Source organism: uncultured Vibrio sp., from assembly GCF_947488985.1.
Taxonomy (GTDB): Bacteria; Pseudomonadota; Gammaproteobacteria; order Enterobacterales; family Vibrionaceae; genus Vibrio.
Window position 1 is genome coordinate 1 of record NZ_CANLBV010000107.1, and the last position, 12,437, is coordinate 12,437.

The window sequence follows — 12,437 nt, forward strand, 5'->3', positions numbered from 1 at the left end:
CGCTGGCATTCATGTTGATGTGGCTACCGATGTATTGTTGAACGCGAAATGTACAGCAAAGATCAACACGCCCTAGTGTGTAGGCGTCGATTCATTTCTATATTGCCTTGGACTTACCCCTGTTTTTGCTTTAAAAAGCTTTGAAAAGTGCTGTGGGTATTCAAAGCCCAACCCATAGGCTATTTGAGTAATACTGTCACTGGTTTGTGAAATCTGACTCTTGGCTCGATCTATTAAAAACAGGTGAATATGCTCTAAAGCACTTTTCCCTGTCTCTTTCTTCAATAGATCGCTTAAGTAATAAGGCGATAAACCTATTTCTTGCCCACAGTATTGAACCGTAGGTATGCCTTCTTCGAACGGCTTGTCGCTTTGGTAATATGAGTCTAAGAACTGATTAAAACGTCTCATGTAATCGTGGTTTAAATCAGATCGCACAATAAATTGGCGATCATAAAATCGAGTACAGTACTTCAACAGCAACTCAATACTTGAGCAAATCAACGATTGAGTATGTTTGTCCATATTCATTTCGGTTTCATTACCAACACTCGAAGCGATATCAGTGATCACCATACGCTCACGCTCTGAAAGATGTAAACCCTCATTGGTTTGGTACTCGAAGAAAGAATAATCAGACATCTTGTTACTAAGCTCAGACCTTGCTATCAGTTGAGGGTGAAAGGCAATCGTCCAACCCAACGAATCTTCAAATGGCTCTGTTGCTTCAATCATCAATTCTTGACCGGGAGCGATAAAGGTCATCGTTCCTTTGTCAAAATCATAGGTTGTGTGGCCATATCCAACTTTGCAATGCGCTGAATCTTTCAAAGAAATGAGAAAGAGGTTAAAGCAGATTTTGACATCTTCCTTAACGCCCAGTTTGACTTGAGATTGTTTGAAAAAACTCACTAAGGGGTGAGTTGGAGCATCTAGCCCTAACGCAGAATGTAGGTCCGAAATAGAACGGATGTCCAGTGTATTAGTCATTTTTCTACTCTCCAATAATTTCTCTAATTGGCCTACAGGGCGACAGCTTTCATCGTTTTTTCCAATTCGGCATAATATGGGTTCCAAGTAAGTCGAGCGTGAATGCGATCCCCTTCAGTGTAGCCCCATGCTGCAAACCAAGTTTGTTCACCCTGATAGCACGCCTCGACAGCAAAAGAACTCCAACTGTTTTCACAGATTATTTTGTCTCCACCCTGTCCATAGTAGCTATTGTCAGGGGCAAATAAAGGGCTCATGTGAGAGGCTGTGCTTATTTTAAGATCGTCTCTTTGCATTGAGTAACTTTCTACTTTGTTCGGCAGTTTGAACTCCGTGTTCTCCCCATACCATACCAACCGACTTTTAGAGTGAGTAAAGTGCTGGTCAAAGTAGTTACTTAGAGCATTAGAATCAATCACGCTATCAGCCTCTGAAACAACTAACATAACGGGAATGTCCAGTTTTTGACCTGCAACTTTATTGCGAAACACCTTCGCACTTTCTGAATAAGCTAATGCGCTAACAAGAAGCCCGGAGTTATATTTGGCCAAGTTACTCTCTTCTGTGAACCAACCTTCGGTAAAGATTGCTGCTAGTGGCGTTAATTTTTCTAGTACTGGCGTCGTGGTTTGAAAGCCTGGCGAAAACAACATTAAACCATCCACGCCCTGGTTATCTAATGCATGAATAGAAACCAAGTTACCGCCCGTTGAAAAGCCTCCTAGCCACACTTCATCGTATTGCTGTTTTAATAGCTTGGCATAGTGATCAATCATTAGTTGCCAATCTTGATATTTCACCATTTCCATATGCCTAGGGTTACTGCCGTGGCCCGGCAACAGCACGACTTGCACAAAAAAGCCCTGTTCAGCCAGTGAGTCTGAAATATCAGTAAAGCTAAAAGGTGAATCACCAAGACCATGTGCGAGTAAGATCGCTTTGTCTGAGTTTGGATCACCCTTGCTGTAAGGAGCATTCATCGCTAATTCAGTTGTGTGTTGCTCATGCTCAGTGATAAAAGCGCGATTTACTTTCAACCACTCTGTCGTCGTTTCCACATATTGATCAAAGGTCGGTTGCAGGTAATTGTAGTACTGTTCTGATTCATACATAGGTACACGAGACATATCGCTGCTCGAACAGCCACTGATAATCATAACTAAGGTCATTAATAGTAACGTCAATGAAGATATAATGGTTTTCAATACTAGGTATTCCTCTGTAGGTCTTGTCTACTATGCTTAAAGAAATTCTACGTAAAACCGCCAAGCAAAACTTATTCATATCTCAAAACCTCATGAGTCCCAATATAGCCAAAATACCACTAAACCTTTGATTAATTTAAACCTACAAAGCTAATTTAAGAATTGTAGAAATGTATAAGTTTATCTGGGAGCAACCAATTAAACTCATCCCACCTTTACAGCAGTCTGAAGTACAAGGTTGATACTGAGGGACTCATCAATGAAAAAGTACATATTATCTATAGGGGTCTGCATGATTTCTGCAACAGCTTCATTAGCCAATGACATTAATAAAGAGCTATATCAACTAGAGGATACGGTTCAAGATGTTGAAGGAAATATCTACCGTACCGTCACAATAGGCGATCAAACCTGGTTAGCTGAGGGACTTAGAAGTACGACATTTCAAGACGGCTCTGCTGTAAGTACAGGGGTAATCCCTGAAGATGAACCAGATAACCTATTGAAGTATGGCAGGCTATACGATTGGCATGATGTCTCTGATGTACGAAAGCTTTGCCCAGTAGGTTGGCGTGTAGCAACCGATGATGATTGGAAACAGTTAGAGCGCAATATCGGTATGCCTGAAGAGGAAATTGACCAAAATGGCTGGCGCGGAGGTGCGCAAAACCTTGGTGCTCAACTTAAACAGTCTCAAAGCGATGGTCTATTTAAGAAATTTGATCCATCAATCATAAATAAACATCGTTTTTTCGCTCGTCCTGCTGGTGTGAAGTGGAATGGTTTTTACATCACTCAAGGTGCCTACACCGAGTTTTGGACCTCAACCCAGTCGACTGATAAAAAAGCCATCATTCGAACTCTTGCTTACTCTTGGTGGAATGCACATAAAGGTGAGATTCGACGAGCAACAAGCACCAAGGATTACATGTTTTCTGTTCGTTGCGTAAAGATTGAAGACTGACTATTAAAAGTCTGAAAATCGTTTTTCTCGACAGCGTAAGACGTTAGCTGAGGCAACGTTTCAACGTGCATTCCATCGAGTATTTCAGGGGTGTTTATGTATTCTGTCATTATCACGGCGGCTTGGTGGCTTTCGTGGATGACGGGCAAACGTTTATCACCCTAATGGACTGAAAATTATTCAGTCAGTTGAAATTGGCAAGCTATCGACCTGAATGAGACTGAGTGAGTTTGGAGCAACCTGTTTGAGCAGAGCAAACCTTGAGTCAAATAGTGACAGACGCGTCCTAGCTATTTTACTTAAACACAACGTGCTTTATCTCCTCTAGTGCCTCGGCGTTAGCTATTGCCCCGAGGTTTTCGACAGGCTTGCCATTGATCACCTGTTTCACTGCCAATTCTACTAGTTTGCCTGAGCGGGTTTTGGGTACGTCGCTGATAGCAAATATTTGGCTCGGCACATGCCTTGGTGAGCAACAGAATTTGAGCTTACTGTTGATGGTTGTCAGCAATTGTTCATCTAAAGTGATACCTTGCTGCAGCTGAACAAACAGCCAGATCTGCTCGTTGCGGTCGATCTCTTTTCCTACCGCAATCGAATCAAAGATGCCCTCAATGGTGTTCACTTGCTGATAGATCTCGGCAGTGCCAATTCGTACCCCTCCAGGGTTGAGGGTGGTGTCGCCTCGTCCATAAAATAGATAGCCACCATTCAGGGTTTGTTCGACCTCATCACCGTGATGCCACACATTGTCGAACTTGCTCCAGTAAGTGTTGTGATAGCGCTCGCCTGTGTCATTCCAAAAACCAACCGGGAAGTTAGGTAGCGAGTTAGTACACACTAGCTCACCGCGTGCTTGATTGACATGTTGCCCCGAGGCATTGAACACCTTGATGTCGACGCCAAGCCCCGCTTGTTGGCACTCGCCGCGATAAACTGGCGAGATAGGGTTGCCCAATACAAAGCAGCCACAAATGTCCGTGCCGCCAGAAATTGACGCTAAATGTAGGTCGTGCTTAATGTGGTTGTAGACGTAATCAAACTGTTCAGGGTAGAGCACCGAACCCGTCGAACACAGTGTTGTTAAGTGAGGAAGAGAATAGTGATCGATAGGTGAGAGCTTCGCTTTCTCAATCGCTTCTAAATATTTGGCGGCGGTGCCAAATGTCGAGACGTCAGCACGCTGCGCTAAATCCCACAGAACATTAGGCTGCGGGTGAATAGGACTACCATCAAAGATAACCAAACACGCGCCGCTGGCGAGCGCAGAGACATGCCAGTTCCACATCATCCAGCCGCAAGTGGTGTAGTAGAATACGCGATCTTTTGGCTTAATATCGCAGTGAAGTTGGTGCTCTTTGAGGTGGTTAAGGGTGGTACCACCCACAGTGTGAACAATGCACTTTGGCTTGCCCGTGGTACCGGAAGAGTACAGCACAAACAGTGGGTGATTAAAATTGGCGCGAGTGAAGTGTAGCGGGTGCGGCTGATAATGGTTGTTAATATTGTGCCAGCACAGGATCGACACATCGGATTCAATGTCGCTCTTCTTTAAATAACCAATCTGACACACCTGTTTTAGCTCATTTAAGTGTTCAATGATTTCATGGTTTTTGCTCGTCATGTCGAACGTCTTGCCATTGAAGGTGTAGCCATCACAAGTGAATAGCACCTTAGGTTTCACTTGGCCAAATCGCTCAATCACACTCTCTACGCCAAAATCGGGCGAGGTCGATGTCCAAATCGCCCCCAAGCTGGTGGTCGCCAGCATTGCGATCACTGTTTGCGGTAGGTAAGGGGTATAAGCGGCGACCACATCGCCTTGGTGAACGCCACAGTCTACCAGCCATTGTTGAACGCAAGAGACTTCTTCACACAGGGATTGCCACGTGTAGCTCTGTTGCTCACCGCGCTCATTCTCAAACCAAATCGCCAGCTCGTTTGGTTGTAGTTGGGCGAAATGCAGTAAGTTTTCAGCGTAGTTAACCTTAGCATTAGGGAACCACAACGTATCGCGGTTCGATTTTGCTTGCTGCCAGCGACTTTCACCTTGCTCTTGTACTTTGTCGCCTTGTTCGATGTCATCTTGCGTTCCAACCATGCCACAAAGCTGCCATACGCAGCGCCAAAACGACTCTGGATGTGCCACCGACCATTGATGGAGTTCGGTGTAGCTTTGTAAGCTCCGCTCTAGTAATCCTTGCTGATCAAGGCTATCGATAAATCGGGTTATGTTGGCGTGTGCGATCCGCTGCTCGCTCGGTTGCCAAATTGGCTTGTGGCTCTGCTGCATCCCTTTGCCTTCAACATTAGGTTAACAAGTTCAGTCTGGTATTCAGGTTTTACAAAGTCAAAAAATCGCTGTGTAAAAAAAATGTTACATGGAAGAGGGCTGCAAAAAATAACGCAGATTGGCGCTTATAGGGAGTCGCGATAGGCTTAAAGTAAGACCCCTTAAGGAGCAGCGCAATGACTCAATATCATTCTAAGCCCGTGAGCCAAGAGGGATGGGTTGAGTGGAGCCGTGAAGAAGACGCCATTTGGCACGACTTGGTACAAAGGCAGCTGGGCGTCATCAGTGACCGCGCATGCGATGCCTATTTGCACGGTTTGACCTTGCTTGATCTACCACTAGATAGAGTTCCTCAACTGCCAGAGATAAACAAAGTGCTTATGGAAACAAACGGTTGGCAGGTTCAGCCTGTTCCGGCGTTGATTGATTTCGACCGTTTCTTTGATTTGCTCGCCAATAAACAATTCCCAGTCGCGACATTTTTGAGAACACGAGATGAGTTCGATTACTTACAAGAGCCAGATTTTTTTCATGAAATTTTTGGTCACTGTGCCATGCTCACTAATAGTGATTTTGCCGCTTTCACCGAACACTATGGAAAGCTCGGCCAAGCGGCGACATCCAAACAGCGCGCGTATCTGGCCCGTTTGTATTGGTTTACGGTTGAGTTCGGGTTAGTCAAAGAGGGCGATAAGCTGAAAATCTATGGCGGTGGCATTCTCTCGTCTCCGGCAGAAACGCTCTATGCATTGGGCGGAGACTTGGCCGTTCGTGAACGCTTCGATCTGCAAACCGTGCTAAGAACGCCTTATCGCATCGATATCATGCAGCCGAAATATTATGTGCTCGATACGTTATCGGAGCTCTTTACCATTAGCCAGCAAAACCTATTACAGCAAGCTGATCTCGCGATAGACGCGGGGCTACTGCCACCCCTTTTTGAACCTAAGGAAACGATACATGTTGAATGAAAAAAAATGTGAAGCCTGCAGTATCGACGCGATTGCCCTCAATAAAGAGGAGCAACAATCTTTACTACTGGAATTGTCGGATTGGCAGGTCATCGAAAGAGACGGCATCCCGCAACTTGAGAAGGTGTTTAAGTTTAACAACTACAAACAAGCATGGGCATTCAGCAACAAAGTGTCAGAGTTAGCAGAACAAGAATTTCATCACCCTTCGATCTTGTTGGAGTGGGGCAAAGTCACCGTAACTTGGTGGAGCCACTCTATCAAAGGCCTACACAAGAATGACTTCATCTGCGCCTCACGCTGCGATGCGTTTGCGGCGAGCGAATAGCCTTTTAGGGTTTTGAGAGCTATTTCTTAGCCCTGAGATGCGATAATCTAATTATTCAACTCATAATGTGAGTTGAATAGGTAATGCTTTCACATCATGAGGAGTAATATGTGGATTTGGCAGCAAGATAGTTGGCCGAACTTTGTTTGGATTCTCGCCTCATAGACCCTTTCTGTTACTCATAGTATTGGTTTTATGAGCCTGCTCTATGATATATTTCTCGGCCAAGTGTATTACAGACGAAGGCTAATAATGTCTATCAACCTTTCACTCCTTCCACCCAGCGAGAAAAATAAAATCGAACTGGATAAGCAAGCATCGTTTCTTGTATGGAAACTGAAGCAGGCGAAATGTGGCCCTGAAGCCATTGTTGAACAAGCAATGAAATTGGGTGACCCAGAAGAAAAGGCTTGGTTTGAACAGTCTGTAGAAAAATACAAACGGGTAATGGGTGTCGCATAAAAGAAGACAAACCTAACCCTGCAAAGCTGTAGAATTGAAATGACGCAGTAATTTGCTAGAATTTGCACCGTTAATTGAATCAGAGAGAAGATCCCGATGGGAAGAAGTTTTGAAGTGCGCAAGGCCTCAATGGCGAAAACTGCAGGCGCAAAAATTAAAGTTTATTCTAAATACGGTAAAGAGATTTACGTACTGGCTAAGAACGGCAGCTCTGACCCAGACATGAACTTACCGCTGAAGCACCTGATAGCTAAAGCGAAGAAAGACCAAGTACCTGCTCATGTTATCGAAAAAGCGATCGATAAAGCGAACGGCGGCGGCGGTGAAGACTTCCAACCAGCTCGTTACGAAGGCTTTGGCCCAGGCGGCACAAGCGTAATCGTTGACTGTTTAACTGACAACGGTAACCGTACTTTCCAAGACGTTCGCCAATGTTTCGTTAAAACGGGCGCAAAAATCGGTGTTGAAGGCACGGTTTCTCACATGTTCGCTCACCAAGCGGTATTCCAGTTCAAAGGCGAAGATGACGAGATCATCCTAGAAACGCTAATGATGGAAGACGTAGACGTGACTGACGTTGAGCTAGAAGATGGTGTTATCACTGTATTCGCTCCAACGACTGAGTTCTTCAAAACGAAGACTGCACTAAACACTGCGTTCCCAGAGCTAACGCTAGACGTTGAGGAAATCACTTTCGTTCCTCAAACAACTACGCCAGTAGCTGAAGAAGATTCTGAGAAGTTCCAGAAGTTCTTAGACATGCTTGATGACTGTGATGATGTTCAGCAGGTTTACCACAACGCTGAGCTGTAATCTTTACAGTAACAACAGTTATTAAAAAAACCGAGCCTAGTGCTCGGTTTTTTTATGTCGGTAACAATGATTGTTTTCCTTGATCATTGTTCCGCTAGTTCTATAAATAACTTTGGAATTCATGACGTTATTCATCGCATAAACTCACTTTAGCTATCGTTTTTGATCTCGGGCGACATAGCCATTCGGCGACCTTTCTGACTTGTGGTAACAAGGTTAAGCTCAATGTGAGTGCACACGGCCAAGCAATCAAAAAGCTGTTTAGCCAAATTGGTGGCCATGCTTGACTGAAACCCATCTTATAACCCGATATGATCCCCGACATCATGAATGCCATGACAAGTGAAGACAATATCGCGGTAACCCAATGCAGTTTGTTTTTCATCCGCTCTCCTTAGTGATTTTATTGTTGGAATACATTAAGGTTACTGTTATCCATAAATGAGAAAAATAGGCACATATAGAAGTATGAATTCCATATTTGGAAACATTGATGATCTATTCCTGTTTTGTACTGTGGTGGAAGAGGGGTCGTTGTTATCGGCATCGAAGCGACTTCAGTTGCCTGTGTCGACCATGTCGCGCCGATTAACCGCTTTGGAAGAGCGCCTGAGCATTCGCCTTTTGGAGAAGAAGGGTAGAGAGTTGGTGGCCACTAAAGATGGTGAGGCGGCCTTTGCAGCACTGAGTAGCAGTATGGAATCACTGCATCAGGGTTTTAGTAGCTTGCTTGAAGAGCGCGATGCGATTCAAGGCAAGATAAAGCTCGCGGTGCCTCATAACTTCTATAGCGGTTTTCTTCGCCCGACTGTTGAGCAATTCCTTGCTGAATACCCAAAAGTACAGCTCAACCTCATTTTGAGCCAACAGCAAGTGGTGCCTGAAACCGATCGTGATTTGTTGATTACGTTTAAGATCTCCGACATGGACGGCATGATTGCGCGGCCATTGTTTAAGGCCAAGCACGGATTTTTTGCAAGCCAAGAGTATCTGGATTCTCGTGAAGAGATTAAAAAGCCAGACGATCTCGAGCATCAAGAGTGGATTAATGTTGATGATGTGTTTGATATGCCGCTCTACAAATCTGGTCAGTTAGAGCAGATGGTGACGATCAAACCTAAGTTCATCGTTAACGATATTTATGCGGTCGCGGCCGCTGCGCAAAAGGGATTGGGTATCGCCTCACTGCCTTTTCGTCATGTTTCTCCGGAAATGAATCTGATTCAAGTGCTCCCTGAGTATCATCGGGGTGATCGCCAAGCGTATTTAGTGTACAAAGAAAGAAAATATCAGCCGAAGGCTTTGACTTTGCTTATCGATACCTTGATTGAGAGCGTTCGATCGTTCCATCACGATGAGCTGAGTTAAATGAAAAGGAGAAAGAAATGAAAGTAAGTTTTATCGGGCTAGGCGTAATGGGTTTCCCAATGGCAGGCCACCTAGTCAAAGCCGGTTTTGAGGTAACGGTATTTAACCGCACGCATAGCAAAGCATTAGACTGGGCTGATAAACACCAAGGTAAAGCCGCTGAGAGCGTGGCTGAGTGTGTCGCAGAAGCCGACGTAGTATTGGTTTGTGTAGGCAACGATGACGATGTTCGCAGCATGACAACCAGCGAAACAGGCGCACTGGCGGCCATGAAGCCAAATGCGATTCTTGTTGACCACACAACAACGTCAGCAATCCTGTCTGAAGAGCTTGAAGTCGCTGCGAAGCAAGCAGGTGTTCGCTTTATGGATGCACCAGTTTCTGGCGGCCAAGCGGGCGCAGAAAACGGTGTGCTAACTATCATGTGTGGTGGTGAGCAAGAGCTATTCAACGACCTTCAACCTGTATTTGAAGCTTACGGTAAATCGTCAGTTTTAATGGGTAAAGTAGGCCAAGGTCAACGTGCGAAAATGGTGAATCAGATCTGTATCGCAGGTGTATTGAATGGCTTATCTGAAGGCTTGGTATTGGCTGAAAAATCAGGTTTGGATATTCCAACTCTGGTTGATTGTCTTAAAAACGGCGCAGCAGGTTCATGGCAGATGGAAAACCGTGCTACCACCATGGCGCAAGACAAATTCGATTTCGGCTTCGCAATTGATTGGATGATCAAAGACTTAGGATTCTGCCTCGATGAAGCGGATCGTCAAGGCATTCAACTGCCACTGACCGAAAAGACCAACAACGCCTACAAGGCTTTGTCTGAGCAAGGACTGGGTCGTATGGATACCTCGGTATTGATGAGATCTGTGGTTGAAGAGTCAAAGAAGTAGAACCAATCAAGCCGTAGAAGAGATTCGAAAGCAACAGAAGCTTCGCTGAGATAATGATAAGATAGCCGCTAATTAGCGGTTATTTTTTTGCATGCGCTGTTATAGTCGTTGTAGTCAATGCTACCGTTCATAGTAAATAATACCAATCGTAGCCAACAACGGGTCACCCTAGCGGGTTTAAGCCCTCGATAACTGCGTTAGAATTTTTGGTCACTGACTGTGATGGAGCGATCATACATGTCGATGACATCATTGAAATAAAGGATATGGGATTGAAAAGTACTTTCTCTATTGGTCGTTACTTTATGATAAGTAGAAAATTCAGGATAGCTCGTAGCTTGGTGATAGGTCATAGTAACGCACTGCTGAGGGCATTAATGCTCTCACCAATGATTTGCAGCATCGCCAATGCTGGGATTTTTGAAATTGAAATTGGCGCTTTTTTCTCACAAACCAGCACCGACATTGAAGTGTATGATCCTACCGCTCAACAATATGTCGACCTTAATTTTGAGTCGGGGCTCAATCTCCCCCATGATGATGTACTGCCTTATTTAGATTTAGAGTATCGATTTAACGATAATCATCAAATCTACCTCGATTGGCGTCGTTTGCACCGCAATGGCTTTCAAGACTATGTCGCAAACCCGTTTCAGTTAAAAATTGACGGTCATCTCTATACGGTTGGCGGTGAAGCAGATCTACTCACCACGCTCAACATCGACATTGTGCGCCTTGGCTATGGCTATCGCTTCTATGATTCAGAGCATTTAGACATCCACTTTCTGGCTGGCTTCCATGTCACTAGTTTAGAGTTTGGCATGCGCGGTGAAATCGATGTCGAAGTGAGTGAAAACGCCTCACCTGACACCACGATCGTGGCTGAAGGGTTTAATAGTGGCATTACCGCCCCTTTACCCAATATTGGATTTTTGATTGAACACCGCATTCGCAACGACATTTTACTCAAAAGCCACGCCCACGCCTTTTATCTGAAATACGATGAGATCTCCGGCTGGATGTATGAGTTGGAAATGGCCGCTCGCTACTATGTGACGGATGACTTCAGTATTACCGGTTCATTCAACTATTACGACCTAGGTGTTGGTTATGAAGCGGAGCACACCAACCTCAAAGTGGATTATCAATTCTTCGGTCCAATGCTGAAAATGGCGTATCGTTTTTAATCGCAGCTCACGACGATTTACAGTGTGAATTGAGTGAAATAACCACGATCATTGTATCGCCCACGCGACAACGCTGTTTAATGCAGTGTAAATGAACAATCGGAGTAATATCGATTGTCAGCGCAGTGTTAAATGTACTAGGTTATGGGTTTAAATCAATTGCCACCTTTATCTCTGGTATATATTGTCGCTGTTTCTATCATCCAGGATTATTGTGAATTGTTGCAGTTAGGTACCCGATTAGTCTTAATGTTGTTTTTACTGAGCTTTGGCTTAGTGAATGCTAACGGCTATTCGTTCCTTGCTAAGCCATTTCAAATCCACGCGGCTCAAGCGTCGTCTACCCATAGTGATCTTTGTCATCAAATGGATACAGATGATGCATCGGTCTATTTGGAGTGTGATAAGGCTTCGCTTAGTGCTGAGCGATCCGATGATAGTTTCCGTTATCACGATCCAGAGCTAAGCCTTCAAGCGACAGGCTGTAGGCGCATATTCAGCAATGAGCAAAAGAGCGCGGCTGACCTTGAGCCTGTGTACCATCTGTTGATCGATCTCTCTCCCCCTTCTTTACTGGCTTCGTTGCTCGTCAACACCCCGATGTTGGACGCAAAACAGCACTGGACCAGCATTGTGAGTTCTCCGTCTTCCCGGCTTTCTGGGTGGAAAGAGGGCAACATCCAATACTCTCATTTCCGAGAACTTCTTAGCTAATCGTTTGAACCTAAATTGGTCGTATCGATGGTCATTTGTGCCCGTTGAGCTTGCCATTTTATCAAATATAGCGGCACATAATTTTAGCCTCACTATCGTTCAATCAGTTTGTTCTGGTTGCCGCTAGTTGTCGCTCGTGTTCGCAAAACATTAGTTATACCAATCGTAGTAAATAATACCAATTTGATTATTTAATTGGTCAGCTTAGTCCAACTTCGGTAGCACATAGATATAACCTTCTCAGTCGAC

Annotated in this window: 13 protein-coding genes; 9 read left to right on the plus strand and 4 right to left on the minus strand. The window is 44.7% G+C overall.

Annotated features, from left to right (window positions below; translation table 11 throughout):
• Positions 1-72 precede the first annotated feature (72 nt).
• Positions 73-990, minus strand: a complete 918-nt coding sequence (locus Q1A70_RS17105; RefSeq protein ID WP_299694381.1) for a helix-turn-helix domain-containing protein — start codon at positions 988-990, stop codon at positions 73-75.
• Between the two features lie 32 nt (positions 991-1,022).
• Positions 1,023-2,195 carry an alpha/beta fold hydrolase gene (locus Q1A70_RS17110; RefSeq protein WP_299694378.1) on the minus strand — a complete coding sequence of 391 codons (1,173 nt, stop codon included), beginning with the start codon at positions 2,193-2,195 and terminating at the stop codon, positions 1,023-1,025.
• Between the two features lie 292 nt (positions 2,196-2,487).
• Between Q1A70_RS17110 and Q1A70_RS17115 the strand changes: the two genes are divergently transcribed.
• A complete protein-coding gene (locus Q1A70_RS17115) occupies positions 2,488-3,159 on the plus strand; it encodes a fibrobacter succinogenes major paralogous domain-containing protein (RefSeq protein WP_299694375.1) in 672 nt (223 codons plus the stop codon).
• A gap of 295 nt (positions 3,160-3,454) precedes the next feature.
• On the opposite strand, the gene Q1A70_RS17120 is transcribed toward Q1A70_RS17115, so the two are convergent.
• Positions 3,455-5,452 (minus strand): acetoacetate--CoA ligase, encoded by a 1,998-nt coding sequence (locus Q1A70_RS17120; protein WP_299694372.1) that lies wholly within the window; start codon positions 5,450-5,452, stop codon positions 3,455-3,457.
• Positions 5,453-5,628: 176 nt separating this feature from the next.
• Here Q1A70_RS17120 and phhA point away from each other — a divergent pair, with 176 nt between their 5' ends.
• From phhA to Q1A70_RS17140, 4 genes are all read left to right on the plus strand, one after another.
• Complete coding sequence (gene phhA, locus Q1A70_RS17125; RefSeq protein WP_299694368.1) at positions 5,629-6,423, plus strand: phenylalanine 4-monooxygenase; 795 nt, start codon at positions 5,629-5,631, stop codon at positions 6,421-6,423.
• The gene (locus tag Q1A70_RS17130) at positions 6,413-6,751 is read left to right on the plus strand and encodes a 4a-hydroxytetrahydrobiopterin dehydratase (protein ID WP_299694365.1); all 339 of its coding nucleotides are present in this window, start codon (positions 6,413-6,415) and stop codon (positions 6,749-6,751) included. The genes phhA and Q1A70_RS17130 overlap by 11 nt, the downstream gene beginning before the upstream one ends.
• Positions 6,752-7,003: 252 nt before the next feature.
• The gene (locus Q1A70_RS17135) at positions 7,004-7,213 is read left to right on the plus strand and encodes a DUF3283 family protein (RefSeq protein WP_299694362.1); all 210 of its coding nucleotides are present in this window, start codon (positions 7,004-7,006) and stop codon (positions 7,211-7,213) included.
• A 96-nt stretch (positions 7,214-7,309) separates the two neighbouring features.
• Positions 7,310-8,026 (plus strand): YebC/PmpR family DNA-binding transcriptional regulator, encoded by a 717-nt coding sequence (locus Q1A70_RS17140; protein WP_010432326.1) that lies wholly within the window; start codon positions 7,310-7,312, stop codon positions 8,024-8,026.
• A 127-nt stretch (positions 8,027-8,153) separates the two neighbouring features.
• On the opposite strand, the gene Q1A70_RS17145 is transcribed toward Q1A70_RS17140, so the two are convergent.
• Entirely contained in the window at positions 8,154-8,411 is a 258-nt protein-coding gene (locus tag Q1A70_RS17145; RefSeq protein WP_299694356.1) for a DUF2798 domain-containing protein, read from the minus strand.
• A gap of 83 nt (positions 8,412-8,494) precedes the next feature.
• Here Q1A70_RS17145 and Q1A70_RS17150 point away from each other — a divergent pair, with 83 nt between their 5' ends.
• The 4 genes from Q1A70_RS17150 to Q1A70_RS17165 all read left to right on the plus strand — a co-directional run bounded on the left by Q1A70_RS17150 (position 8,495) and on the right by Q1A70_RS17165 (position 12,188).
• Positions 8,495-9,394, plus strand: a complete 900-nt coding sequence (locus tag Q1A70_RS17150) for a LysR family transcriptional regulator (RefSeq protein ID WP_299694353.1) — start codon at positions 8,495-8,497, stop codon at positions 9,392-9,394.
• A gap of 17 nt (positions 9,395-9,411) precedes the next feature.
• Entirely contained in the window at positions 9,412-10,287 is an 876-nt protein-coding gene (locus Q1A70_RS17155) for an NAD(P)-dependent oxidoreductase (RefSeq protein WP_299694350.1), read from the plus strand.
• Positions 10,288-10,559: 272 nt separating this feature from the next.
• On the plus strand, positions 10,560-11,474 hold the full coding sequence (locus Q1A70_RS17160; protein ID WP_299694347.1) for a hypothetical protein: 915 nt from the start codon (positions 10,560-10,562) through the stop codon (positions 11,472-11,474).
• Between the two features lie 249 nt (positions 11,475-11,723).
• Complete coding sequence (locus tag Q1A70_RS17165) at positions 11,724-12,188, plus strand: hypothetical protein (RefSeq protein WP_299694384.1); 465 nt, start codon at positions 11,724-11,726, stop codon at positions 12,186-12,188.
• Positions 12,189-12,437 lie beyond the last annotated feature (249 nt).